This window comes from Micromonospora sp. BRA006-A (genome assembly GCF_033433935.1).
GTDB classification, from domain to species: domain Bacteria; phylum Actinomycetota; class Actinomycetes; order Mycobacteriales; family Micromonosporaceae; genus Micromonospora; species Micromonospora aurantiaca.
The window spans coordinates 1,423,747-1,447,669 of sequence record NZ_JANCLW010000001.1 but is presented as its reverse complement, the minus strand read 5'-3'; the positions used below and the strand labels follow the sequence as shown (position 1 = coordinate 1,447,669).

The 23,923-nt window shown below is 73.6% G+C and carries 24 protein-coding genes; 9 read left to right on the top strand and 15 right to left on the bottom strand.

Going from position 1 to position 23,923, the window contains the following annotated elements; all coding sequences use genetic code 11:
- Window positions 1–6 precede the first annotated feature (6 nt).
- The gene (locus NMK34_RS07065; protein WP_318332729.1) at window positions 7–798 is read right to left on the bottom strand and encodes a TetR/AcrR family transcriptional regulator; all 792 of its coding nucleotides are present in this window, start codon (window positions 796–798) and stop codon (window positions 7–9) included.
- Window positions 799–1,022: 224 nt separating this feature from the next.
- Here NMK34_RS07065 and helR point away from each other — a divergent pair, with 224 nt between their 5' ends.
- The gene (helR, locus tag NMK34_RS07060) at window positions 1,023–3,194 is read left to right on the top strand and encodes an RNA polymerase recycling motor ATPase HelR (protein ID WP_318332728.1); all 2,172 of its coding nucleotides are present in this window, start codon (window positions 1,023–1,025) and stop codon (window positions 3,192–3,194) included.
- 44 nt (window positions 3,195–3,238) lie between these two features.
- Here helR and NMK34_RS07055 read toward each other — a convergent pair whose 3' ends face one another.
- The 4 genes from NMK34_RS07055 to NMK34_RS07040 form a co-directional block, all read right to left on the bottom strand.
- The gene (locus tag NMK34_RS07055; RefSeq protein ID WP_318332727.1) at window positions 3,239–4,048 is read right to left on the bottom strand and encodes an ABC transporter permease; all 810 of its coding nucleotides are present in this window, start codon (window positions 4,046–4,048) and stop codon (window positions 3,239–3,241) included.
- Complete coding sequence (locus tag NMK34_RS07050) at window positions 4,045–5,013, bottom strand: ATP-binding cassette domain-containing protein (RefSeq protein WP_318332726.1); 969 nt, start codon at window positions 5,011–5,013, stop codon at window positions 4,045–4,047. The genes NMK34_RS07055 and NMK34_RS07050 overlap by 4 nt, the downstream gene beginning before the upstream one ends.
- A 65-nt stretch (window positions 5,014–5,078) precedes the next feature.
- Window positions 5,079–5,726 carry a response regulator transcription factor gene (locus tag NMK34_RS07045; protein WP_318332725.1) on the bottom strand — a complete coding sequence of 216 codons (648 nt, stop codon included), beginning with the start codon at window positions 5,724–5,726 and terminating at the stop codon, window positions 5,079–5,081.
- Window positions 5,726–6,844 (bottom strand): sensor histidine kinase, encoded by a 1,119-nt coding sequence (locus NMK34_RS07040; protein ID WP_318332724.1) that lies wholly within the window; start codon window positions 6,842–6,844, stop codon window positions 5,726–5,728. The genes NMK34_RS07045 and NMK34_RS07040 overlap by 1 nt, the downstream gene beginning before the upstream one ends.
- Window positions 6,845–6,963: 119 nt before the next feature.
- Here NMK34_RS07040 and NMK34_RS07035 point away from each other — a divergent pair, with 119 nt between their 5' ends.
- Window positions 6,964–7,797: an ABC transporter ATP-binding protein gene (locus NMK34_RS07035; protein ID WP_318332723.1), complete on the top strand. Its 834-nt coding sequence runs from the start codon at window positions 6,964–6,966 to the stop codon at window positions 7,795–7,797.
- The gene (locus tag NMK34_RS07030; RefSeq protein WP_318332722.1) at window positions 7,794–8,765 is read left to right on the top strand and encodes an ABC transporter permease subunit; all 972 of its coding nucleotides are present in this window, start codon (window positions 7,794–7,796) and stop codon (window positions 8,763–8,765) included. Before NMK34_RS07035 ends, NMK34_RS07030 begins: the two co-directional genes overlap by 4 nt.
- Window positions 8,766–8,816: 51 nt before the next feature.
- Here the strand turns inward: NMK34_RS07030 and NMK34_RS07025 are convergent, their stop codons facing one another.
- The gene (locus NMK34_RS07025; RefSeq protein WP_318332721.1) at window positions 8,817–9,698 is read right to left on the bottom strand and encodes an alpha/beta hydrolase; all 882 of its coding nucleotides are present in this window, start codon (window positions 9,696–9,698) and stop codon (window positions 8,817–8,819) included.
- A 97-nt stretch (window positions 9,699–9,795) separates the two neighbouring features.
- Between NMK34_RS07025 and NMK34_RS07020 the strand changes: the two genes are divergently transcribed.
- The gene (locus tag NMK34_RS07020; protein WP_318332720.1) at window positions 9,796–11,763 is read left to right on the top strand and encodes a BTAD domain-containing putative transcriptional regulator; all 1,968 of its coding nucleotides are present in this window, start codon (window positions 9,796–9,798) and stop codon (window positions 11,761–11,763) included.
- Window positions 11,764–11,803: 40 nt separating this feature from the next.
- Entirely contained in the window at window positions 11,804–13,171 is a 1,368-nt protein-coding gene (locus NMK34_RS07015) for a pyridoxal phosphate-dependent decarboxylase family protein (protein WP_318332719.1), read from the top strand.
- Window positions 13,172–13,177: 6 nt separating this feature from the next.
- Here the strand turns inward: NMK34_RS07015 and NMK34_RS07010 are convergent, their stop codons facing one another.
- Genes NMK34_RS07010 through NMK34_RS06990 form a run of 5 tightly spaced genes read right to left on the bottom strand, consistent with a single transcriptional unit; the run spans window position 13,178 to window position 15,771 of the window.
- Window positions 13,178–13,591: a hypothetical protein gene (locus tag NMK34_RS07010; RefSeq protein ID WP_318332718.1), complete on the bottom strand. Its 414-nt coding sequence runs from the start codon at window positions 13,589–13,591 to the stop codon at window positions 13,178–13,180.
- Between the two features lie 2 nt (window positions 13,592–13,593).
- Window positions 13,594–14,043, bottom strand: coding sequence for an EndoU domain-containing protein (locus NMK34_RS07005; RefSeq protein ID WP_139135500.1), 450 nt, complete (start codon window positions 14,041–14,043; stop codon window positions 13,594–13,596).
- A gap of 28 nt (window positions 14,044–14,071) precedes the next feature.
- Entirely contained in the window at window positions 14,072–14,566 is a 495-nt protein-coding gene (locus tag NMK34_RS07000) for a hypothetical protein (RefSeq protein ID WP_318332717.1), read from the bottom strand.
- 1 nt (window position 14,567) lies between these two features.
- Complete coding sequence (locus NMK34_RS06995; RefSeq protein WP_091427010.1) at window positions 14,568–14,894, bottom strand: hypothetical protein; 327 nt, start codon at window positions 14,892–14,894, stop codon at window positions 14,568–14,570.
- Window positions 14,895–14,913: 19 nt separating this feature from the next.
- Window positions 14,914–15,771 carry a hypothetical protein gene (locus NMK34_RS06990; protein ID WP_318332716.1) on the bottom strand — a complete coding sequence of 286 codons (858 nt, stop codon included), beginning with the start codon at window positions 15,769–15,771 and terminating at the stop codon, window positions 14,914–14,916.
- A gap of 164 nt (window positions 15,772–15,935) precedes the next feature.
- Between NMK34_RS06990 and NMK34_RS06985 the strand changes: the two genes are divergently transcribed.
- Genes NMK34_RS06985 through NMK34_RS06970 form a run of 4 tightly spaced genes read left to right on the top strand, consistent with a single transcriptional unit; the run spans window position 15,936 to window position 18,068 of the window.
- Window positions 15,936–16,337 (top strand): YbaB/EbfC family nucleoid-associated protein, encoded by a 402-nt coding sequence (locus NMK34_RS06985; RefSeq protein WP_318332715.1) that lies wholly within the window; start codon window positions 15,936–15,938, stop codon window positions 16,335–16,337.
- Entirely contained in the window at window positions 16,324–16,644 is a 321-nt protein-coding gene (locus NMK34_RS06980) for a type VII secretion target (RefSeq protein WP_318332714.1), read from the top strand. Before NMK34_RS06985 ends, NMK34_RS06980 begins: the two co-directional genes overlap by 14 nt.
- Entirely contained in the window at window positions 16,641–17,780 is a 1,140-nt protein-coding gene (locus tag NMK34_RS06975; protein WP_318332713.1) for a WXG100 family type VII secretion target, read from the top strand. The genes NMK34_RS06980 and NMK34_RS06975 overlap by 4 nt, the downstream gene beginning before the upstream one ends.
- Window positions 17,781–17,783: 3 nt before the next feature.
- Entirely contained in the window at window positions 17,784–18,068 is a 285-nt protein-coding gene (locus NMK34_RS06970; protein ID WP_318332712.1) for a hypothetical protein, read from the top strand.
- A gap of 23 nt (window positions 18,069–18,091) precedes the next feature.
- On the opposite strand, the gene NMK34_RS06965 is transcribed toward NMK34_RS06970, so the two are convergent.
- The 4 genes from NMK34_RS06965 to NMK34_RS06950 form a co-directional block, all read right to left on the bottom strand.
- Window positions 18,092–18,883 carry a class I SAM-dependent methyltransferase gene (locus NMK34_RS06965; protein WP_318332711.1) on the bottom strand — a complete coding sequence of 264 codons (792 nt, stop codon included), beginning with the start codon at window positions 18,881–18,883 and terminating at the stop codon, window positions 18,092–18,094.
- A gap of 144 nt (window positions 18,884–19,027) precedes the next feature.
- The gene (locus NMK34_RS06960) at window positions 19,028–19,642 is read right to left on the bottom strand and encodes a hypothetical protein (RefSeq protein ID WP_128136632.1); all 615 of its coding nucleotides are present in this window, start codon (window positions 19,640–19,642) and stop codon (window positions 19,028–19,030) included.
- A 6-nt stretch (window positions 19,643–19,648) separates the two neighbouring features.
- Window positions 19,649–23,107 (bottom strand): protein kinase domain-containing protein, encoded by a 3,459-nt coding sequence (locus tag NMK34_RS06955; protein ID WP_318332710.1) that lies wholly within the window; start codon window positions 23,105–23,107, stop codon window positions 19,649–19,651.
- A gap of 9 nt (window positions 23,108–23,116) precedes the next feature.
- A complete protein-coding gene (locus NMK34_RS06950) occupies window positions 23,117–23,707 on the bottom strand; it encodes a DUF7019 family protein (protein ID WP_318332709.1) in 591 nt (196 codons plus the stop codon).
- Window positions 23,708–23,923: the final 216 nt, after the last annotated feature.

Below are 23,923 nucleotides of genomic sequence, written 5' to 3'. Positions count from 1 at the left end.
GTAGGATTACAAGGTCTTCCCGGACCTCGGCTCGCCATCGGCGCGCTCGGCCACCACCACCGAGATACCGTCGAGCACCCGCTGGAGACCGAACTCGAAGGCGTGGTCCGGCCCGTACGCCGCGCCGTGCGCCATCCCGGCGGCGGTGCCGACCCGCGCGGCGAGCGGGAAGCTGCCGGCGGTCATGAACTTCTCCAGCCAGGGCCCGTGCGTCCGCCACCACTGGTCGTCGGTCATCCCGGTCTCACGTTCCAGCTCGGCCACGTCCAGCGCGACCCGGGCCGCGTTCTTGGCGTGCCCCAGCACGAGCGTGAGCACCGCGTCCATCTCCACGTCGTCGAGCCCGATGTCCGCGACGGCGTGCAGCTCGTAGTCGTACTTGGCGAGCACGTTCGGGCCGAGCACCGGCCGGGTCGTCTCGGCGCGCAGCAGCCACGGGTGGGCCCGGTAGAGGGCGAGATTGTCCCGCGCGATGCGCTCCAGCCGGCCCCGCCAGCCACCCGGCACGTCGGCCGGACGTGGCAGGTCACCGAGGACGGCGTCCACCATGACGTCGAGCAGTTCGGCCTTACCCGGCACGTACGTGTAGACGGACATGGTGCCCACGCCGAGCGCCTCGCTGACCCGGCGCATGGTGAGCGCGTCGATGCCCTCGGCGTCGGCGATCTCGATCGCGGTGCGCACGATCCGGTCGACGCTGAGACCGGGACCGGCGCCGCGGCTGGCCGGTTCCCGGGTGCGCCAGAGAAGGGCCAGGCTGCGGGCGGGATCGGCCTTGCGCCGGCGCTCCTTCGACATGGTGCCGTCATCCTACCGGCCACGCCGGTCACCAGCCGTCGGCGGGACGCAGGAAAAGGGGAGCCCGAGAATTGTTCGCGCAAAAAGAATGGCGGGTTCTCCCGCCACTACCAACATATAGCGCACCCCCGGTCTTGCCGCAAGACCGGGGTCGGGGCGCACAATTGCCGGCCGTAACCCATTGCCGTGCCATTCGAAAAGCCGCGAAGAGCGGAGGCCCGGCCGTGCCCGTGATCGGAGACGAGTTGAATCTGCCTGCCACGAGCGTTTTCGATCTACCCGAGCGACTGTCGGCGAAGGCCGACCCCGAGCTGATCGCCGCCGACGAGCGGCACTTCGCCGCCATCGCGGACAGCCTGCGCCGCTCGATCGCCGACCTGACCGACCGGCTCGACGCCACGCGCCGGGCCGCGGGCGGCCGGGGCCGGCAGGCCGTCGACCGGGACCAGGAGGTCCGGCGGTTGAGCGCGCGCCTGCGTACGCTGCGCCGTTACGGCCTGGACCTGTGCCTGGGCCGGATGGTCGGCGCGGACGGCGGCGAACCGGTGTACGTGGGCCGGCTCGGCCTGACCGACGGCGCGGGCGGCCGGCTGCTGCTGGACTGGCGCTCCCCCGCCGCCGAGCCGTTCTTCGGCGCCACTCACGCCGACCCGATGGGCCTGGTCAGCCGCCGCCGGTACCGCTGGACCGCGGGCCGGATCACCGACTACTGGGACGAGGTGTTCACCGCCGACGGGCTGGCCGGGCACGCCGCGCTGGACGACCAGTCGGCGTTCATCGCCAGCCTGGGCGCGACCCGGTCGGCGCGGATGCGCGACGTGCTCGGCACCATCCAGGCCGACCAGGACGCGATCATCCGGGCGGGCTCGCGGGGCGCGCTGGTGGTCGACGGCGGTCCCGGCACCGGCAAGACGGTGGTGGCGCTGCACCGCACCGCGTACCTGCTGCACGCCGACCCGCGGCTGGGCGAGCGCCGGGGCGGGGTCCTGGTGGTCGGGCCGCACCAGCCGTACCTGAACTACGTCTCCGACGTGCTGCCCAGCCTGGGCGAGGAGGACGTGCAGATCTGCACCCTGGCGGACCTGGTGCCGGAGGGCGCGGCGGCGGCGCCGGAGACCGATCCGGAGGTGGCCCGCCTGAAGGCCGCGGCGGACCTGGTGCGGGTGGTCGACGCCGCGGTCCGCTTCTACGAGGAGCCGCCCGCCACCGGGACGACTGTCGGTGTCGGCGACGCCGAGGTGCGGCTGACCGCCGGTGACTGGGCGACGGCGTTCGAGGCGGCCGGGCCGGGCGTCCCGCACAACGAGGCCCGCGACGACGTGTGGGAGGAACTGCTCACGATCCTGGTGGAGAAGTACCGCGGCGACGAGCCGGAGGAGGCGGTCCGCCGGGCGTTGGGGCGCGACCGGGAACTGGTCACCGCGTTCGGCCGGGCGTGGCCGCTGCTCGACCCGCTCGACGTGGTGGCCGACCTGTGGTCGGTGCCGGCCTACCTGCGCCGGTGCGCCCCGTGGCTGAGCGTCGAGGAGATCCGTACGCTGCGGCGGGCCGACCCTCGGGCCTGGACGGTGGCGGACCTGCCGTGGCTGGACGCGGCCCGGCGGCGGGTCGGTGACCCGGAGGCGTCGCTGCGGCGGCGCCGCGACGAGGGGGTGCTGGCCGCGCAGCGCGCCGAGATGGACACGGTGGTCGACGCGCTGATCGCGTCGCACGCCTACGACGACGGCGAGGGCCTGATGACCATGCTGTACGGCGAGGACATGCGCACCAGCCTGGTCGACTCCAGCGTGTTGAGCGCTGCCGATCCGGACCTGCTGGCCGGGCCGTTCGCACATGTCGTGGTGGACGAGGCGCAGGAGCTGACCGACGCGCAGTGGCAGATGCTGCTGGCGCGCTGCCCGTCGCGCAGCTTCACAGTGGTCGGTGACCGGGCGCAGGCGCAGCACGGGTTCACCGAGTCGTGGCCGCAGCGGCTGGCGCGGGCCGGGTTCGACCGCGTCGAGGTGGCGACGCTGTCGGTCAGCTACCGCACTCCGGCGCAGGTGATGGCGGCGGCCGAACCGGTGATCCGGGCCGTGCTGCCCGACGCCAACGTGCCCACGTCCATCCGCGACGGGGCTCCGGTGCGGTACGGCGCCCGCGCGGACCTGCGCGCGGTGGTGGACGGCTGGCTCGCCGCCCACCGCGAGGGTGTCGCGTGCGTCATCGGCGATCCGGCGTTCCCGGCCTCGGAGCGGGTCCGGTCGCTGAGCCCGGTGCTGGCGAAGGGGCTGGAGTTCGACCTGGTGGTGCTGGTCGACCCGGAGGCTTTCGGTGACGGGGTCGCCGGGGCGGTGGACCGGTACGTCGCGATGACCCGGGCCACCGGCGAACTGGTCGTGCTGACCGGGCCGTGACCGGCGCCCCGGGGGCGGCTCGGCGGCCGCCCCCGGGGACCGGTTCAGCGGCTCAGCGCCCGGTAGCGGCGCAGCGACAGCGGCAGGAACACCGCGACCAGCACCAGCGGCCAGAGCACCGCCAGCAGCGGATGGTGCGCGGCCACCCACGAGTCGCCGCTCCAGCCGGGGTTGCCGAACAGCTCGCGGGTGGCGCCGACGGTCGCGGACAGCGGATTCCACTCGGCGACCGCGCCGAGCCACGCCGGCATGGTGGACGGCGCCACGAACGCGCTGGACAGGAAGCCCAGCGGGAACTCCAGTGTCTGCACCGCTGTCACCGCGCTCTGCCCCTTCACGGTCAGGCCGAGGAAGACGCCCACCCAGACCAGCGCGAACCGCAGCAGCAGGATCAGCCCGAGCGCGGCGAGCGTGTCACCGAGGTCGCCGCGCGCCCGCCAGCCGACGGCCAGGCCGACGAGCAGCATGACGGCGAGCGTCACCACCGCGAACATCAGGTCGGCCACAGCACGGCCGAGCAGCGGCGCCAGCCGGGACACCGGCATGGACCGCAGCCGGTCGGTGACGCCGCGCTCCAGGTCCGCCGAGACCGCCATGGTGGTCATGCTGATGCCGAAGACCATCGTCATGGCGAACATGCCGGGCATCAGGAACTCGCGGTAGCTGCCGCCGCCCGGCACCTGGAGCGCGCCGCCGAACAGGTACGCGAACATCAGCACCATCAGGATGTCGAAGCCCAGGGAACCGACCAGCGGGCCGGGCTCACACCGCCAGTGCGCCAGCGCACGACCGGTCAGCGTCAGGCCGTCACCGGTAAGCGACGCCCGCCGGGCCGGGGTCACGATCGCTGTCACGCGGTCACCTCCACACCGGTCCGGCCGGCGGACGGCCCGCCGGTGAGCTGGAGGAACACCTCGTCCAGCGTGGGTCGCCGCAGCGCCACGTCGGCCACGTCGACGCCGTCGGCGTCGAGCGCGCGCAGCACCTCGGTCAGCGCGCCGGCCCGGTCGCCGACCTGGGCGCTGACCGCCCGGCGATCCGGGTCGACTGCCGGTTCGGCGCGGGCGACGGCGCGCAGCCGCCCGGCGGCGGTGGCGAGGTCGGCGGCGTCGCGGACGACCAGGTCGATCCGGTCGCCGCCGAGGCGGGACTTGAGCGCGTCGGGGGTACCCTCGGCGATCACCCGCCCGGCGTCGAGCACGCAGACGCGGTCGGCGAGCTGGTCGGCCTCGTCCAGATACTGCGTGGTGAGCAGCACCGTGGTTCCGGCGCGCACCAGGTCGCGTACCGCCTCCCACACCTCGCTGCGCCCGCGCGGGTCCAGCGCCGTGGTCGGCTCGTCGAGGAACAGCACCGACGGCGCGAGGATCATGCCGGCGGCCAGGTCGAGGCGGCGGCGCATACCACCGGAGTACGTGCGTACCGGCCGATCACCGGCGTCGGCGAGCCCGAACCGGTCCAGCAGTTCGGCGGCGCGCCGTCGCGCTCCGGCCCGGTCCAGGTGGAACAGGCGGCCGAAGATGACCAGGTTCTCCCGGCCGCTCAGCGCCTCGTCCACAGCGGGGTGCTGGCCGACCAGGCCGATGCGGTGGCGTACCCGGTCGGCCTGCCCGGCCACGTCGTAGCCGGCGACCTCTGCCCGCCCGGCGTCGAAGCGCAGCAGCGTGGCGAGGATGCGGACGGCTGTGGTCTTGCCGGCGCCGTTGGGCCCGAGCAGTCCGCACACGGTGCCCGGCGGTACCCGCAGGTCGAATCCATCGAGCGCGGCCGTGTCGCAGTATCGCTTACGCAGGCCCTCCGCGAGGATCGCGTGTTCCACGTCTGTGCCCCCTCCGTCGACGAGGGCACTAACGTACAACGTACGGTATAGCGTCCGCCAATGATTCAGTCGACCACCCGGTGCTCCCACGCCCAGACCGCGATCTCGGTGCGGTTCCGCAGGCCGAGCTTCGTCTGCACCGTCGACACGTGGCTCTTCACGGTGCTCAGCGAGATGAACAGCTCCGCGCCGATCTCCAGGTTGGTCCGGCCCCGGGCGATCTCCCGTACCACCTCGACCTCCCGCTCGGACAACGCCGGACGTCGCTCGTCACGGGGCGGCGCGGGCGGGGTCAGGTGCCGCAGCAGCCGGACCGTCACCGACGGGGACACGAGCGCGTCACCCTGGTACGCCGCCCGCACAGCCTCCACCAGCAGCGCCGGACCGGCGTCCTTGAGCAGGAACCCGGCCGCTCCCCCGCGCAGCGCGCCGTAGACGTACTCGTCCAGGTCGAACGTGGTGACCACGACGACCCGCAGCGGGTCGGCCACCTCGGGACCGGTGAGCGCCCGCGTCACCTGGAGCCCGTCGAGGCGCGGCATCCGGATGTCCACCAGGCACACGTCCGGGCGCAGGCGGCGGGCCTGGGCCACCGCGTCGACGCCGTCGGACGCCTCGGCGACCACTGTGATGTCCGGCTGGTCCTCCAGGATCAGCCGCAGCCCGCCGCGCACCATCGCCTGGTCGTCGGCGAGCAGCACCCGGATCGTCATCACGGCCGCCCGCACGGTACGGAGGCCCGCACCGACCACCCGGCGCCGGGGCGGGGACCGGCGTGCAGCGTCCCGCCCAGGGCCTCGACGCGCTCGCGCAGGCCGAGCAGGCCGTATCCGCCCCGCTGCTCGGCGGGGATCCCGGACGCGTCGTCGGTCACCTCGACCACCACCGCGTCCGGCTCCTGCGCCACGTCCACTGTGACCTGGCCGGCGTGCGGGGCGTGGCGGGCCACGTTCGTCAGCGCCTCCCGGACGATCCGGTGCACGGTGCTGGTGACCTCCGGCGGCCAGGTCGTCTCCCCCGGTAGGCGCAGCCGCACCGGCGGGCCCTGCCGGCGGAACCGCTCGACGAGTTCCTCGATCTGCTCGGTACCGGCCGAGGCCGGCGGCGCGTCAGCGGTGTCCCGCAGCAGCCCGACCAGGCGGCGCATGGCCCGCATCGCCTCGCCGCCGGCCGCCTCGATGCCGGCCAGCGACTCCGTGGCGCGCGCCGGATCCCGGCGCCCGACCAGGTGGGCGGCCTGCGCCTGCACCACCATGCCGGTGACGTGGTGGGCCACCACGTCGTGCAGTTCCCGGGCCAGTTCCAGCCGCTCGTCGCGGCGTACCCGCTCGGCGGTGACCTTCGCCCGCTCGTCGAGCAGCCGCAGCGTGAGCCCGGCGGCGACCCCGCCGAGCCAGCACAGCCCGTTGAGCGCGACCACCCCGGACCCGCCCGCCCCCGGCCGGGCCGCCGGCCACGCCCCGGCCGCCACCGCGAGACCACCGGCGGCGATCAGGCCGGCGGGCGGCGGCGGCAGCGCGCGTACCGCCGATCCGACCAGGACCGCCGACGCCAGCGCCAGCGCCGGACCCGGCTCGGTGGGCAGGTCGAACAGCCGGGCCGCGACGACGGCAGACCCGGCGACGACGAGTCCGGCGGTGACCGCGACGACGCGCTGCCTGTCGCGTACCAGAGCCAGCACGCCGACCACGACGGCGGCCGCGCCGCCGGGAAGCCAGTACCGCAGCCCCCAGCTGGCGGCGATCGCGACCGCCTGGACGCCGATCGCGGCGAGCAGCACCACGGCGAGCCCTGCCGTCGCCGCCACCCGGGTGATCCGTTCGGTAGCCATGCCCAGCACGCTAGGAGATCGCGGGCCGGCGCGAACCGGCCGAAAGGAGGGGCCGGCCGAGTGCCGGACCCTGCTCCGGACCGATGCCCGCCGGTCCGGGCGTGCCCAGGATGAGTCGCATGCATCCACCACTCGCCCTGCACGCCGAGCGGCTGACCAAGCGGTACGGCCGCCGCACCGCGCTTGCCGACTGCGACCTGAGCGTTCCGCGCGGGCACGTGGTCGGCCTGGTCGGCCCCAACGGCGCCGGAAAGTCCACGCTGCTGCAACTGGCCTGCGGGCTGATCGCGCCGACGTCGGGCACGTTGACGGTGCTCGGCTCGCCGCCGGCCGCCGACGCCGCGCACCTGGCCCGGGTCGGTTTCGTCGCCCAGGACACGCCGGTCTACGCGTCCCTCACCGTCGCCGAGCACCTGCGGATGGGCGCCTGGCTGAACCCGTCCTGGGACGCGGCGCTGGCCCGGCGGCGCGTCGACGAGGTCGGCCTGGACCCGGCGCAGAAGGCGGGCCGGCTCTCCGGCGGCCAGCGCGCGCAACTGGCCCTCGCGCTGGCCGCCGCGAAACGTCCCGAGCTGCTGATCCTCGACGAGCCGGCCGCCGCGCTGGACCCCCTGGCGCGTCGCGAGTTCATGCACGGGCTGGCCGGTTTCGTGCGGGAACTCGGCGCCGGCGCGGTGCTCTCCTCGCACCTGCTCGGCGACGTGGCGCAGGTCTGCGACCACCTGGTCGTGCTCTGCGCCGCCCGGATGCAGGTGGCCGGTCCGGTCCCGGACCTGCTCGCCACGCACCACCGGACCGCCGCCGCGCCCGCCGGGGTCGAGGTGGTCTGGGCCGAGCCCGGCCGCGCCGTGGTCCGGGGCCCGGCGGTACGCGACGGCGCGCCGGTCACGCTGGAGGAGCTGGTCCTGGCGTACCTGTCCCGGGCCGCCGCCCGCCCGGCGGTGACCAGGTGATCCGGCTGACGCTGCGGCAGTTCCGCCTCCCGGCGCTCGTCGGCGCCGTCCTGCTGGTGCTGGCCGGCTCCTACCTGCTGCGCCTCGGCGCGGACATCCGGGCCGTGCCGGATCCGGCCCGGCTGCCCGGCCGGTACGCGCAGACGATGCTGTTCCTCGCCGGCGGGTTCGCGCTGGTGCCCGCGCTGATCGGCGCGTTCTGGGGCGCGCCGCTCGTGGCCCGGGAACTGGAGCAGGGCACGCACCGGCTGGTGTGGAACCAGAGCGTGCCGCGCCGCCGCTGGCTGGCGGTCAAGCTCGCAGTGCTCTCGGTGGCCGCCGCGCTCGTCGCCGGGGTGCTCGGCGCGCTGCTGACCTGGGCGGCCACGCCCGTCGACCGGGTAGCCGGTGACCGGTTCAGCACCGTGCTGTTCGGCGCGCGCGGTATCGCGCCGGTCGGGTACGCCGTGTTCGGCCTCGTCCTCGGCGTGGTCGCCGGGCTGCTGCTGCGCCGTACCCTGCCGGCGATGGCGGTGGTGTTCCTGGCCGTGGTGGTGGTGCAGCTCGCGGTGCCGAACCTGCTGCGCCCGCACTACCTGCCGCCGGAGCGCGTCACCGTGCCGATGACCGCCGACACGGTGAACCGGGCCCGGAACCTGGGCAGCATCACCGGCTCACCGGTCGTCGGCGGGCTGGACGTGCCGGGCGCGTGGGTCACCGACATCGGCCCGCTGCGGACCGCCGACGGGCGGCAGCTCTCCGACGCCGCGTTCGACACCTGTTTCCGGGAGCCGCCGCGTACCGGGGCCACCGGCACGTTCGGCGACACGGCGGTCTGCCTCGGCGGGCTCGACCTGCACGTGGACCTGGCGTACCAGCCGAACCGCCGGTTCTGGGCGTTCCAGTGGATCGAGTTGGCGCTCCACCTCGGCGCGGCGGGTCTGCTGGCGGCGCTCGGCCTGTGGCACGTCCGGAGACGGGCCGGCTGAGCGTTACGGGGGCGGACGGTCCGGGCGCGAGCCGCGCCCGGACCGCCGTACCTAGCGCTTCAGCAGCGCGCGCAGCGCCTCGGTGATCTCGCCCGGCGCCTCCTCGGCCATGAAGTGCCCGGCCGTGGTGGTGCGGTGCTCCAGGTCCGGGGCCCAGGCCCGCCACACCGCCGCCGCGTCGTAGCCGAGCGCGGTGCCCCAGTCCTGCTGGATGACGGTGGTAGGCATGGTCAGCCGCCGCCCGGCGTCCCGGTCCGCCCGGTCGTGCGTCACGTCGATCCCGGCCGAGGCCCGGTAGTCGGCGACGATCGAGTCGACCGCCTCGCGGGAGGCCCGCAGGTACTCGGCGCGCACGTCGGCTGGCATGGCCGCCGGGTCACCGGCCCAGGCGTCCAGGAAGTGCCCGAAGAACGCGTCGGCGCTGCCCGCGATCATCTGCTCGGGCAGGCCGGGCGGCTGGGCCATCAGGTACAGGTGGAACGCCACCGAGGCGTTCACGCCGTGCAGCACGTCCCACATGTCGAGGGTGGGCAGCACGTCCAGCGACGCCAGGTGGGTGACCGCGTCCGGGTGGTCCAGGCCGGCCCGGACCGCGACCAGCGCGCCCCGGTCGTGCCCGGCGAGCGCGAACCGCTCGTGGCCGAGCCCGCGGGCCACCGCGACCACGTCGGCGGCCATGGTCCGCTTGCTGTACGTGTCCTCGATGCGCGCGGCCGGTTTGTCGCTGGCGCCGTAGCCGCGCAGGTCGGGGCAGATCACCGTGTGCTCGGCGGCCAGGTCGGCGGCGACGTGCCGCCACATCAGGTGGGTCTGCGGGAAGCCGTGCAGCAGCACGACCGGGCTGCCGGTGCCGCCCACCGCCACGTTCAGCGCCACACCCTCGGCGACCGGAACGCGCTGGTAGTCGAATCCCGTGATGGTGGTGCTCATCATGATCCCTCTTTCGTCTCGTCGTACCTGACCAGCGTGGCGGCGCCCGATGAGCAACCGATGAGCGCGATACGGTGACCACCGGGTCGAGGAGGGGTCGGTGCCTGTCGGTTTCGGTGTGCTGGGTCCGGTGACGGCCTGGGACGACGCGGGTGCGCCGGTCGACCTGAAGGGGCCCCGGCACCGCGCCGTGCTGGCGCGGCTGGTCGCCGCCCGGGGCCGTACCGTGCCGGTCGGGCAGATCGTCGACGACCTGTGGGACGACCCACCGGCCGGCGCGGTGGGCGCGGTCCGCACGTTCGTCGCGGCGCTGCGCCGCCGGCTGGAACCGCACCGTCCGCCACGCGAGCCGGCCCGGCTGCTGGTCACCGACGGACCGGGGTACGCGCTGCGCGCCGAACCGGACACCGTCGACGCCTGGCGGTTCGAGGACGCCGTCACCGCCGCTGCCGACGCGCTGCCCCGGGCCGCGCTGGACCGGCTCGACGAGGCGCTGGGCTGGTGGCGCGGGCCCGCGTACGCCGACTTCGACCAGCCGTGGGCGCACGCCGAACGCGTCCGGCTCGACCAGATCCGGCTCACCGCCGTGGAGCGGCGGGCCGAGGCGCTGCTGGCGCTGGACCGGGCCGCCGACGCCGTACCCGATCTCGACGCCCACGTCGCCGCGCACCCGTGGCGGGAGGACGGGTGGGCGCTGCTGGCGTCGGCGCTCTACCGGGCCGGCCGGCAGGCCGACGCGCTCGCCGTGCTGCGCCGCGCCCGGGAACTGCTGCGCGACCAGCTCGGCCTGGACCCCGGGCCGCGGCTGCGACGGCTGGAGACCGACCTGCTGCGCCAGGCCGAACCCGAACCGACCGGCCCGGCGCGGGTCTGGGCCGAGACCGCCGCGGCGTACGAGCGCACTGTGGTGCCCGGCGCGCGGGCCCGGCTGGAGTCGACTGTCGGGCTGCTGCGCAGCCTCGCGGTCACCGGGCCGGGCGGACTGGAGGCCGCCCGGGGCCAGCGCGAGGCGGCCATCACCGCGGCCGAGCAGCTGGGCGACCCGGAGTTCACCGCGCGGGTCATCGGCGGGTACGACGTACCCGCGATCTGGACCCGCTCGGACGACCCGGCGCAGGCGGCCCGGGTCGTCGCGGCCGCGGAGCGGGCCCTGGCCGGGCTGGGTCCGGACGCGCCGGAGGCGACCCGCGCGCGGCTGCTGGCCACCGTCGCGATCGAGTCCCGCGGTACGGCGTCGCCGCGCCCCGCCGAGGCCGCGCGGGAGGCGGAGGCGATCGCCCGGCGGGTGGCCGACCCGGCGCTGCTGGCCCAGGCGCTCAACGGCGTGTACATGCAGACGTTCCACCGCGCGGGGCTGGCCGCCGAGCGGGACGCGATCGGGGCCGAGCTGGTCGCGCTCGCCGCCCGGCACGGCCTGCCCACAGTGGAGATCCTCGGGCACCTGATCCGGGTGCAGGCGCGCAGCGCGCTCGCCGACGTCACCGCCGCCGACGCGCACGCCGAGGCGGCGGACCGGCTCGCCGCGCGGCACGAGAGCCCGCTCGTCGGCGTGTTCACCGGCGGCTACCGGGCCCTGCGGACCGCCGCCACCGGTGCCGCATACCCGGACGCGGAGGCGGCGTACCTGTCGTGGGCGAGCGGGCTGGCCGGCTGCGGCATGCCGGGCGTGGAACGCGGACTGGTGCCGCTGGCGCTGCTCTGCCTGCGCGTGTGGCACGACCTGCCCGCCGTCCTCCCCACCGACACGGACTGGGGGCCGTACGCGCCCTGGGCCCGCCCGCTGCTCCTGCTCGCCGACGGGCGGCGCGACGAGGCCGCCAGGGCATTGCGTCGCACTCCGGCACCGCCGCGCGACCTGCTCATGGAGGCGCTGTGGTGCCTCACCGGCCGGGCCGCCGTCGCGCTGGACGACCGGGACGCGATGCTCCGGGCCCGGTCCGTGCTCGCCCCGGCGGCCGGTGATCTGGCCGGGGCGGGCAGTGGCCTGCTCACCGTCGGGCCGGTCACCGCGCATCTGGACCGCCTCGACGCCGCACTCGCGGTGACCGGCGGTCAGGACCGTTCGTGAGGGCTGCTCGGTGGAACGCGCCCTCGGCTAGGGTGCGGCGATGGACGAGCTGAGGCACCTGTTCCGGCGCGCCGCCGACCACACGGCCGACTACCGGCTGTCCCTGCCGGACCGGCCGGTCGGCGTACCCGTGGACCAGGCCGCGCTGAACGAGGCGTTCGCCGGCCCGCTGCCTGATGCGCCCACCCCGCCCGAGCAGGTTCTCGCGGAGCTGGTGGCCGCCGCCGAACCGGGACTCGTCGCCACCGCCGGGCCGCGCTACTTCGGCTTCGTCATCGGCGGCGCCTCGCCCGCCGCCACCGCCGCGGACATGCTGGCCACCGGGTGGGACCAGAACGCGTTCAACGCTGTCACCTCGCCCGCCGCGGTGGCCGCCGAGTCGGCCGCCGGAACCTGGCTCAAGGAACTGCTCGGCATCCCGGCGACCGCGTCCGTCGGGTTCGTCACCGGCGGGCAGGCCGCCAACACCGCCGGGCTCGCCGCCGCCCGCCACCAGGTCCTCGCCGACGCCGGCTGGGACGTGGAACGGCGCGGCCTGTCCGGCGCGCCGGCGGTACGCGTGTTCGCCGGCGCCGAACGGCACGCCACCGTCGACAGGTCGCTGCGCCTGCTCGGTCTCGGCACCGACGCGCTGCGCCCGGTGCCGACCGGCACGCAGGGCGCGATCGACCCGGACGCCCTGGAAGCGGCGCTGCGCGACGCCGGTCCCGGACCGACGATCGTCTGCCTTCAGGCGGGCAACGTGAACACCGGCGCGTGCGACGAGCTGCGCCGCGCCTGCGACCTGGCCCACCGGTACGGCGGCTGGGCGCACGTGGACGGCGCGTTCGGACTGTGGGCGGCGGCCAGCCCGTCGACCCGGCACCTGGTGGACGGGCTGGAGGCGGCCGACTCGTGGGCCTGCGACGGCCACAAGTGGCTGAACCTGCCGTACGACACGGCGTTCGCGTTCTGCGCCCGGCCCGACGCGCACGCGGCGGCCATGTCGCTCGCGGCCGCGTACCTCGTGGGTTCCGGTGGTGTGCCGGCGGGCGCGGAGCTGACCGCGGAGTCCTCGCGCCGCGCCCGTGGCTTCGCGGTCTGGGCGGGCCTGCGGGAGCTGGGCCGCGACGGCGTCGCCGCGCTGGTCGAGCGGTGTTGCGCGCTGGCCCGGCGGTTCGCCGACGGGCTGACCGCGGCCGGGTTCGAGGTGGTGAACGACGTGGTGCTCAACCAGGTACTCGTCGGGTTCGGCGACGACGCACGCACCGACCGGGTGGTCGCGGCGGTGCAGGCCGACGGGACGTGCTGGGCCGGCGGGACGACGTGGCGGGGACGGCGGCTGATGCGGATCTCGGTGTCGAACGCGACCACCACTGAGGCCGACGTGGACCGTTCCGTGGCGGCGATCGCCCGGCTGGCCCGCTGAACGGCGTCAGCCGGGCAGACGCAGCAGGTGCCGCCCGGGGAACGGGCCGCCGTGTTCCCGCTCCCAGGTGGCGAGGTGGCGCTTCTTCTCCTCGGACGAGGGGGCGAGGAAGTCGAAGTAGGCGAGGATCACGCTGCGGGCCTCGTCGACCGTGTACGACGCTCCCGACGGCACCGGGCCGAGGCTGTCCACGCTGACGCCGGTCGGCGTGCAGCGCACCACTGCGGAGTTGCCCTCGTACTCCTCGTAGTCCGATCGCCCGGACATCACGTCGTCGATGCACTGCAGCAGCTCGAGGCAGTCCGGGGCGTACGTCTGGATGTCGCTGACGAGCTGGGAGGCGAAGGGGCGGAAACGCGCGTCACCGCTGGTCATGGTGGGCGCGCCGTTCTGATTGCGCCCGAACTGGATGTCACCCACAGCTAGCGTCCCCCCACCGGCCAAGCCGAGTACCACGTCGTGCCACCGGGATTGTAGAAGCCCTCGACGAGCAGCCCGTTCGCCCTCCCCTGCCACTTGTTCGGGTCGTCGGGGTGCGGGCCGCCGGACCGGAACGCGCCCTCGATCGTCTCGTCGACCCGCTGCGGCGTCCAGTTGTCCGGGAAGAAGGTGCTCGAACCGCGCTTCTGGCGCCAGACACCGCCGTCGTCCTGCACGTCGACGCGCGCCCGGTACGTGCCGTCGGCGTGCCGTTCGAGGATCATCTCGCGGCCGTCCGCGTCGACCCGGACCCGGGCACCCGGCGGGTTCTCTCCCATGAACCGGTGGTGGAAGCCGGTGCCCCGGGGCGGAGTGGCGTTGGTGTTCACGTGGCCGCGGAAGATGTGCGCGTAGCGGCGGTGCCGCATCCGGGCCCGGAGCCATTTCTCCACCGGCGTGAAGAGACCGGCCTTTCCCCGCCTACCCACCGAGCACCGCTTCGGTGGCCATGGTGAGCAACTGGTCGATGAGGACACCGGTGATGAGCTTGAAGATCGGGATCTCCAGCAGGGAGGCGCCGAACGTGACAGCGGCTGTGGCGACTGCCTGCGCGATCTGAATCGCCAGGAGCGTCAGCTGCACGATCACGTTGATCTTCAACGCGAGGACGATCCCGGCGCACACCATGAGCCCGGTCCCGATGAGCGCCGCCGCGGAGGCCCCGTCGTCCAGGTTGGTCTTCGCCGAGTCGGCGGCCTGCCAGCTCGTCTGGAAACGTTCGATGGCGTCGTCGCGGTTCTGGGTCCACATCTGCTGCGCCGACCGGTCGGCGTCGGCCACCGGAGTCCGGAGCCGGTCCGGGAAGGCGAGCCACGCCTGGCCCATCTCCAGCAGCTTCGTCTCGTCGGCCTCGGGCCAGGTGTAGCCGAGCATGCCGAGAAGGGACACCAGCTCTCCGGGCAGGGTCATTCCCATGTCAGCCGAGCACCTCACGGAAGCGGCCGAGGCTCTCGGTGATCATGCGTTCGGTCTCCTGGTAGTTGAGGCCCATCACCCGGCTCAGCTTCCCGATGTCCTCGATCTCGACGAGGTTCGCGTCGTAGCTCTCCAGCGCCAGGTCGCGGATCGTCTCGTAGACCATCCCGATGAGCGAGCCGAGGTCGTCGTTGCCCCACGGCGTGCCGAAGGCCGCCAGCTCGGCGTCGAACGCGGACAGTGCGGCACGCATGCGCTGCGCCGAGGCGACGATGTCGTCACCCGCCCCGATGATCGATTCAGGATCGATCTCGATCTCGCGGGCCATCAGCGCTCCCCTCCGTCGGTCATCGTCCCGGTTCCCGGATGGTCTGCATCACGCCGGTCAGCGCGCCGGTGAGCGCGGACATCTGGCGGACACCGGCCTCCTGCAAGTCGCGCAGCCGCGCGTCGAGTGCGGCCGAGCCGAGCCCCTGCGGCGCCGCCGCCGGGGGGATCTGCTCCAGCGCGCGGTTGACCGCTACCACCACCGACTCGCCGAGCTCCGCCGAGGACAGCCGGCGGGGTGGGCGGGTGACCTCCAGCCGGGTCAGCCGGGCCGAGCCGTCGACCTCCGCGCGCACGGTCCCGGCGTCATCGGATCCACTCCACCGCCCGTCCCCGCCGTCGTCGGCCGGCGTCCCGCCGGTCGCCGTGCCCAGCACGTCCATGACCTGGTGCAGGAGATCCGCCGGGCCGTTCGCCGGGACGTCCCCGCCGAGCCCGGTCGCCGGACCGGCCTTGGCGACGGCGTCAGCGATCGCGCCGTGAAGCCGGCGCATCGCCGCCTCGCTCTCGGCGAGGACGGCCCCGAGGCTTCGGGTCAGCGCGGACAGGTCGGCCACCGGTTCGCTGCTCGCCAGACTGCCCCGGGACGCGGTCAACGCGTCGTTCACCGCCTGCTCGACCAGGGGGCCAAGCTCGTCCTCGGACAGCCGCATCAACGGCGCGGCCAGCTCGACGGAGCGCAACCGCCCGTCCTCCGCCGTCACCTCGACCTGGCCGTCGGCGGACCGGCCGAGCGCCTCGGCGGTCACGCCGCCGGCGGTGTGGCCGTCGGCGGTCACGCCGCGGGCGGGGTGCACGCCGGCGCGCAGGGCCGCCAGCTCCTCGCGGTAGCCGGAGACGCGCAGCGCGTAGTCGTCGGGCGCGGCGTCCTGTGTCATCCCGTTGCCTCCCCGTCACGGTCAACCAGACCCTAGCAACGCCCGGCACGCCGAGATGTCCCTCCACAGGGGAGTGCGCTCATCACCGTGCCGTCACGGGGCCCACACGCAGCGCTACCGGTTGCTACCGTGTCGGGCACCGTTGTCCTCTGGGGAGGGTCGTCATGTGGGCGGACGAGGCCGCGCTGGACGCGGCGGCACGACGGCTCGACGAGTGGGAGTCGTCGCTGGCCGCCCGGGCGGCGCGCGCCCGCGACCTGTCCGCCCGCACACAGGCACTGACCGGCGCCGCGCGCAGCGCCGACGGCCTGGTCGAGGTCACCGTCGACGCGTCCGGGCTGCTCACCGGCCTGCGACTCGACGAACGTGTCCGGCAGCACTCCGCCGCACACACCGCCCGGCAGATCCTGGCGGTCACCCGGGACGCCCGCGCCGACCTGCTGCGACGGCTCACCGAGGCCACCACCGCGACCCTCGGCGCGGACGACCCGGCCGCGCGGGCGATCGTCGAGTCCCACCAGCGGCGGCTCGGCCCCGACCCGGACGCGCCGGATGCCGCCCGGTGACGGCCTCCGGGTCGACCCGGACGACCTGACCGCGCACGCCGCCCACCTGAGCCGCTGCGCCGACAGCATCGACGCCGCACGGCAGGCCGGCCGGCACGTCCGGCTCGGTGCCGACGCGTACGGGCAGCTCTGCGCGATCATGCCGGTCCTGCTCGACGGCCTCCAGCGGACGCTCACCGACGGCATCGGCACCGCCGCCACCTCGGTCCGGGACACCGCCGGGAAGCTGCGGTCCAGCGCCGAGCGCTACCGCGCCTCCGACGCGCACGCCGCGGACCTGCTCGACCGGGTACGACAGCGTCGGTGACCACGAACCCGCTGGTCGCCGCCGCCTCGGACACCGCGCCGAGCGCCTGGGCGGGCGTGTGGATCTGCGAGGACATCGAACTCATCGCCCAGGGCGTACGCACCGGCAACTGGATCGACGGCAGCCTCGGCGTCGTCAGCGCCGGCCTCGACGCGCTCGCCCTGGTGTCCGACCCGGCCGGGGTGCTCCTCCAGTACGGCATCGCCTGGCTCATCGAACACGTCAAGCCGCTCAGCGAGGCCCTCGACTGGCTCGCCGGCGACCCCGCCGAGATCACCGCGCACGCGCAGACCTGGCGCAACGTCGCCGCGTCGCTGCGCGAGGACGCCGCCGAACTGGCCCACGCCGTGCGCACCGAGGTCGCCGGGTGGACCGGCGCCGCCGCCACCGGCTACCGCCGCTGGGCGGCCGAGCAGCAGCAGGCCGTCACCGGGCTGGCGCAGGGCGCCGAGGCGATGGCCGCGATCACCGAGGGCGCCGCCGGGCTGGTCGCGGCCGTGCGGCTACTGGTCCGCGACGCCATCGCCGCCTGCGTGTCCCGCCTGATCGTGTACGCGGCCGAACTGGTCGCCACGGCCGGGCTGGCGACGCCGCTGGTGGTGGAGCAGGTGACGACGACCGTGGCGTCGTGGGCGGCGCGGATCGCGCGGTTGCTGCGGGGGTTGCTGGCGAGTCTGCGGCGGCTGATGCCGGAGATGCGCCGCCTCGGCGACCTGATCGAGAAGCTCCGCGAGGCGCTGAGCCGCTTGCGAGCGGCGGGGCCCGAGTCGGCGAACCTGAACCGCGTGCGCGGCCGAGGGCGCGGACCACGCATGCCGATGACCACGGAGTCGGTGCAGCAGATCGCCGCGAAGTACGGCATCGAGGTCTCCGACATCCGGTTCGTAATCGACAAAGGCAGGTCGGGGATCCACGGAGTGACCAGGGCTGACCAGTCGGTCATGCTCTGCCGGAACGCCTTCCACAGCGAGGAGGACCTCGCCCGTACGCTCGCGCATGAGCGGTTCCACGTGGAGGAACTCCGCGCAGGGCGTCCGTATCCCCGAAACCGTGACGAGGCGATCGCATTCGAGGATCGTGCCTATGCTCACGAGGACCAGTGGTGGGGAAACCACCCGGTCAGACCGGAGGAGTAGCTGGTGGCTTCATTCGACGACTGGCTGGACGCGTACGAGGTCGTCTACGGCGCCCTGCCTGCCGAATCCGACCACCAGTGCCCGAACTGCGGTCACCGAACCCTCCGGATGGTGTTCACCGGCCCTCCGGGCGCCGGGTACGGCTACGCCTCCTTCTGGTGTGACACCTGCCTGGAGGGCATACACATCTCCCGGGCTCCGGTGCCCGCCGGAGCGGAGGCCCGGTCCATTGCCGCACCCATCGAGGAACGCACCAGAGGTATTCCCAACTACCGTCTGGTGACGTAGCTGAAACTCCGTCCGGCGATCGGCTATGAGCCTGCGATCCCGCACTGCAACCGGACAATGACCTGCTCGGTCACCACGTCCACCCCGCCGAGAGCGTCGCGCACGTCGGCGGCGAGCGCCGCGCGTTGTTGCAGGGTAGGCAACCGTTCGGCGGACATGGCGGAGAAGACGCCGCCGACCATGTCGTCGACGGTGAGCGGTGCGTCGTACCGCACCGACGTCTCCTCGTACCGATAGCCGGCACGCACGAGCGCCTCCCGGTTGCGCCGACGCCCGTCCTCGTCGGTCTGGCATCTCGCCGTGACCGGGTGGCCGAGCATCCGCTCCAGGCATCCGCGCAGTGCGCGCGACCACTCGGCGTCCTGCGTCCACAGGGGTTCGCCGTTGGTGACGACGGCGATGCCACCGCCGGGGCGCAGCAACGGCCTGGCCGCCTCGAACAGCGTGTCGCGGTCCATGAAGTGGATGGCGACGGCGACGGTCAGCGCACCGACCCTCCCCCTGCCGAGCAGCCGGGACAACGCGGGCACATCGCCATCGCTGCCGAGCAACCACATGGCGTTGGCGGTCCCCCGGTCCAGGGCGGTACGCCGGGCGATCGCCAACATGTCCGGTTCCGGGTCCACGCCGACGACCGCGCGCACCCGCTCGACGAGCGGGAGGCTCAACTGACCGGTGCCGCAGCCGAGGTCGACCACCGTGTCGTCGCCGCCGAGACGGAAAACTGCCGCCAGCGCGTCGAGCACCTCCGGCGGATAGCCGCGCCGATGCCGTGCGTAGTAGGTCGCCACCTCACCGCCGAAGCCCGTCGCCATGCCGGCAGCCTGCCCGCCGCGGCGGTTCCGAGGCCAGCGGTTCTGCTCAGGGCACGCCCCGAACGCCTCGACCGCCGCGCTCGTCCCCTGTCCGCGCCGCAACTGCCGTACCGCATCCGCACCGTCGCCTCCGGCGCCGATCGCCTACCGTTCGGGAATGGACACCCCGTCGGCGTCGAGCGGTGAGCCGTCCTGCGCGCGATCGGTCTCGACCGCGGTCAGTCGCACGATCACGTTGCCGTCGGTGTCAGGGAAACGGCTGAACGTCATCAGGACGAATCCCAACCGCTTGGTGCCCCGTACGGCGTTGTCGAGGGGGGTCATGCCGACGCCCTCGACCAGCCACTGGTAGACCGGCTGCGCGTCCTCGTCCCGCCAGCCCTTCAACCGGGCCTGGTGAACCGCCAGGGTCAGCTTCTCGGCCAGGTACGCGGGGTCGCACACGCTGACGATCGTCAGGTCGAGTTCCTCGAACCGGTGCCCCGCCCCGAACTGCCATCGGACCCGCACCTCGCGGACGCCCGGGGTCAGCGGACGCCCGAGGAACGTCCAGAAGTAGGTGTCCATGACGGGCGCGTGGATCCTGAGCCAGCTCTCCCGGTCCTGCTCCAGCACGATCCAGGGTGCGGGGACGTCGTTGAACTCGTCGGCCCACACGACCTCGGGGATCTCCCAGTCCTCCCACCAGGACCGGACCCGATCCCGGTTGGTCAGGAACTTCGCCCGTAGCTCCTCGTGCCGGCGGCGGCGCCCGAACATGATCGATCACTCCCCAAAGTCCCAGTCGAGGCCCCAGACGCGGACGTTGCCCTGGAAGTCGCCGGTGACGACGGTGCTGAAGGAGCCGTCGGCGCGTACCGTGTTCACCCAGGCGAGGTGACCGTGCAGCGTGCGGATCCGGCGTCCTGTTCGCAGGTCCCAGACATCGACGGTCTGCTCGCCCGGGTCGCCCGCGACGGCGAACGTTCCGTCGGCGGACACCGCCACGTTGTCGATGCCGTAGACGGGGTGGTCGGGATCGCCGACGGCCCTCCCGTCGAACACCAGGTCTCCGGTCGCGGTGTTCCAGACCACGAAGCCCTGCTGACCGGCGATGGCGGCGAGGCGACGGCCGCCGGTGAAGGACAGGGCGGCCGAGGAACTGTGCTTGACCCACTGGAGCTCGTACAGCGGACGCCGGCCACCGGGTCGCCACGCCCTCAGGCGGGTCATCCCGGCCATCAACAACACACCGGAGGCGAAGCGGATCTCCGTGTGCGCGTCGACGTGCGGGAAGGTCCGCACCAACTTTCCGGTGTCCGTCGACCGGACCTCCACGGTGTTCGTGTCGCCCGTTCGCAGGTGCACGGCGATCAGTCGGGACTCCTCGTCGGCCGTGACACCGGCGATCGTGCCGGGCCCGGTGCGGACCGCCGCGACACAGGCCGCGGCGTCCAGCGACCACACCGTCGCCAGGCCGTACCCGAATCCGACGGTCAGCAGGTCGCCGGAAAGGTCGAGCGTCGTGGTCCCCTCGTCGCTGGGCAGCGCACCGGCGACCCGGAACCGCGGCTGGAACGTCGCCGTGTCGTGGCAGGCGACCGACCCGTCCGAGTAGACGACGACCAGATCGCGGTCGCCCCTGGCGAAGCGCAGCGTGGTGGCGGGGTTCCGTCGCTGGGTCACCGAGCCCGCCTTCTCGAGCGTCTCCAGGTCGAAGACCTCCACCTCGTCGACGTTGGCGGGAAAGGCGAACAACCTGCCGGAATCACTGACGTCGAAGGTTCCACGGGTGAGCATAACGTCGGACAGCTCCTGCCGCACCCAGACGCCGGCCAGCCCGGTGCGCCGCAGGTTCCGGCCGGCGGCTCGGGAGGCACGGCGCAGACGCGGGTGGCGGTGATAGCCGGGAATGGCCCTGGCCTCGCGGATCGCATCGGCCGCCAGCCGTTGCTCGCCGGACTTGATCAGCGCTTCGACACGGTCCATGACCTGCTCGAACGCGCTCTCCTCGTGGGCGAGGACACCGACCGGGCGGGGTGGCGCGTACGACCACGGGGCGAGGTGTCCGCTGAGCGGCATGGGCAGGCGGGAAAGCGAGGTCTGATCGCGGGGAAAACCCTCCGACTCGGCGACGACGGCGTACCCGCAGTCGCCGCTGAACGCCGTCGTGTCGCGACGCGTACCCCGCTCGAAGTCCTTGGGGAAGGTGCGGACGCAGCGGCGGTTGGCCAGTTCGAGGACCTGGAGGTCTCCGGTCCCGGGGTCGACCAGGGCCCAGCCCGCACGGCCCGAGACGCCGAGCAGGTCGTAACTCATCAGCCAGGGGATCTCCCACTGTCGCGGCCCGTCCCAGACCCGCATGTCCACCGCCATCAGCGAGCGGAAGCCGCACCTCAGGACGGTGGAGCCGTCCGCTGCCACGGTCACCTTCTGGTCGTCGGGCTCCACCTCGTCGGGAGGTATCTCCAGGCCCCGCATCCGGGTGCGCCGCAGCGGCCACCACTGCTCCACCCGGTGGTCGACGCCCGAGTGGACACGCCCCAGCGAAGCCGAGACGAACACCTCGGCGTCCGGGCCGAGGACCACCCGGGTGACCCTGCCCTCGTGGGGCCGGATGTCGGCAACCGTCTCCCACGTGCCGGTGCGGAGGACGAGGACGCGGCCGTCGGCCGTGCCCACGGCCGCGAAGCCGCCCTCGGGGCTGAGCGCCACGGCCGTTCCTCCCTCCCACCGGCCGTCCGGTTCGGCGGCTCCGTCGACGAGGCGCCACATCTCGACCAGGGAATCCCGGTAGCAGACGAGGATCCGGGCGCCGGCGTGGTCGATGGCGACGTCGACGGGAGTCCGACCGGAATCGGGGAGTTCAGCGAGGACCCGGCCGCCGAACGCGTCCCAGATCCGCACCCGGCCCGACTCCTCCGCCACCACGACGTGTGTCGCGTCGTGGTCGCAGGCCATCGCCACCACCCTGCCGGACGTGCGCCCGAACACCTCGAGGGTGCCTCTCGGCTCCAGCCGGGCGCAGCGTTCCCGCGCGACCGCGATCTCGGGTGAGCCCGGGTGCTTCCGGTCCGCCTCGGCCAGGTGGCGTGCGGCGAGGACACCGTCGCCGCGTTCCATGTGCACCATCGCGGCCAGGTAGTCCGCCTCCCAGGAGTCGCCGGTGGCGCGCAGTTCCGACAGCAGGGTCTCGTCGGTGACCAGGCCGTCGGCCCACCTGATCAGCCCGTGGTTGTAGACCGCGCGGACGTTGTTCGGGTCGATCGCCTTGGCCCGCTCGAACAGCTCGATCGCCCGGCTCTGCTCACCGAGATCCCACAGCGACAGCGCCTTGTTGGACAGGCCGTCGGCCCGCAGCGACGGCGGAATCTGGTCCGAGTGCGGGTAGGGGCTTCCGGTGCCGTCGGCGTACACGTCCAGGAGCACGGCTTCCGCCTCGGCGGTGTCGCCGATGCGCGACCGGGGGTCGCGGGCGAGGCAGCCCGCCAGCAGGTCGCGCAGCGCCGGCGGGAGATCGTCGCGTAGTTCCGCCAGCGCGTCCGCACCCTCGTGGCCCCACTTCCAGAGCCGGCGCCCGTGCAGCAACTCGATCACGGTCAGCGCCCAGGACCACATGTCGCTGGCCCGGCCGATCCGGCCCTCCGGATCGACCTGTTCCGGCGAGCAGTACTGCGGTGTGAAGCCGCCGAGCGTCGCGTACCCGGTCTCCTCGCCACCCTGCGGGGGCGAGGAGACGAACGCCTTCGCCTTGGCCGTGCCGAAGTCGGTGACCCTCGCCGTCTCGCCGTCGTACATGACGTTCGAGGGCTTGACGTCCTGGTGCACCAGGCCCGCCGCGTGGGCGTGCCCGATGCCGCGCAGCATCTGGATCGCCACGTCGAGAGCATGCGGCAGATCACGGCACCGCCCGTCCCGGACCGCCGCGGTCAGGTCACCGCCCGCGACCCACTCCGCGAAGATCACCGGGTACGCCCCGACGCGCTGCACGTAGTTGCAGCCGACCACGTTCGGGTGCGGGTCGAGATCGGTCCAGGCCTGCGCCTCCTGGGCGAGCAGGTCGAGGATCCCGGGCGCCGAGGCCAGGTCGGGACGCGGCGTCTTCACCGCCAGGTCGACGCCCCAGGCGAGGTGATGGGCGCGGTAGACGAACCCCGTGCCGCCGGTCTCGACGACCTCCTCGATGCGGAACGTGTCGAGGACGGTCTCCCCCGGCTGCCACCGGATGACCTGCCCCGCGTCCACGCCGAGGCCCTAGTCGACGAGCGCCACGTAGATCGGGCTGCCCAGCAGCGTGCCGTTCGGGCCCGGCTTCTCGGCCAGCCGCTTCGCGACGAACTCGACCCGTTGCGCCGGCCCCGGGAGCGCGGCGCCGATCTGCGCCAGCGACTCGTGGAAGCGCTCGTCGTCGAACTCGCCCGGGTCGGCCCGCAGTTCCTGGAGCTTGCGGAACAGGTACGGCGGGACCGATCCGACCGGTTCGGCGTCGCCGCCACCGACCACGTGCGACGCCGAGCCGCCGAGGACGACGACCTGGTCGTCGAGCGTCCCCGCGAAGACCACGATGCCGGCGGTCGGGAAGACCTGCCAGCGCATCTCCAGGCAGGCCTGAAAGTAGGGGCGTTCCTCGTAAGCGGCGCCGATCTGGTCGGCGTCCTGCAGGTGCCGGATCACCTTCTCCAGCTTGTCGAGGTCGTGGCGCTCGGGCAGCACCGCCTTGCGGCTGTAGCGGACGACCTTCAGGTCCACGGCGAGTTCGGTCTCGTGCTGAGCGGCGGAGGCGACCTGCGCGGCCAGGAGCCCGATCTTGAGATGCGACAGGTAGAGGTAGTACTTGAGGCTCAAGATGCACTCCGGTTACGGGGAGACGTCCGAGTCCCACCCTACGTGGCGCACGCTCGCGCCGCTGGCCCCCAATTGATGGTGGTCGGTGTCCGCGCGTCACATCGCGTAACACGGCTCGCTGTCAAAGGCGTTGAAGTGCGGATATGTGTTGGGCTGGACGAACGCGGCGACGCTGTCATAGAGGGCAAGGCTGTTGAAGCACTCTCGAACGCTTCC

Bases quoted from the DNA above. Each gene is read 5' to 3' on its own strand.
- NMK34_RS06990 (WP_318332716.1), bottom strand. From the start codon at position 15,771: ATGACACAGGACGCCGCGCCCGACGACTACGCGCTGCGCGTCTCCGGC.
- NMK34_RS07015 (WP_318332719.1), top strand. From the start codon at position 11,804: ATGGACGAGCTGAGGCACCTGTTCCGGCGCGCCGCCGACCACACGGCC.
- NMK34_RS07025 (WP_318332721.1), bottom strand. From the start codon at position 9,698: ATGATGAGCACCACCATCACGGGATTCGACTACCAGCGCGTTCCGGTC.
- NMK34_RS06980 (WP_318332714.1), top strand. From the start codon at position 16,324: ATGCCGCCCGGTGACGGCCTCCGGGTCGACCCGGACGACCTGACCGCG.
- NMK34_RS06985 (WP_318332715.1), top strand. From the start codon at position 15,936: ATGTGGGCGGACGAGGCCGCGCTGGACGCGGCGGCACGACGGCTCGAC.
- NMK34_RS07035 (WP_318332723.1), top strand. From the start codon at position 6,964: ATGCATCCACCACTCGCCCTGCACGCCGAGCGGCTGACCAAGCGGTAC.
- NMK34_RS07065 (WP_318332729.1), bottom strand. From the start codon at position 798: ATGTCGAAGGAGCGCCGGCGCAAGGCCGATCCCGCCCGCAGCCTGGCC.
- NMK34_RS06995 (WP_091427010.1), bottom strand. From the start codon at position 14,894: ATGGCCCGCGAGATCGAGATCGATCCTGAATCGATCATCGGGGCGGGT.
- NMK34_RS07040 (WP_318332724.1), bottom strand. From the start codon at position 6,844: ATGGCTACCGAACGGATCACCCGGGTGGCGGCGACGGCAGGGCTCGCC.
- NMK34_RS07045 (WP_318332725.1), bottom strand. From the start codon at position 5,726: ATGACGATCCGGGTGCTGCTCGCCGACGACCAGGCGATGGTGCGCGGC.
- NMK34_RS06965 (WP_318332711.1), bottom strand. From the start codon at position 18,883: ATGGCGACGGGCTTCGGCGGTGAGGTGGCGACCTACTACGCACGGCAT.
- NMK34_RS07000 (WP_318332717.1), bottom strand. From the start codon at position 14,566: ATGGGAATGACCCTGCCCGGAGAGCTGGTGTCCCTTCTCGGCATGCTC.
- NMK34_RS06960 (WP_128136632.1), bottom strand. From the start codon at position 19,642: ATGTTCGGGCGCCGCCGCCGGCACGAGGAGCTACGGGCGAAGTTCCTG.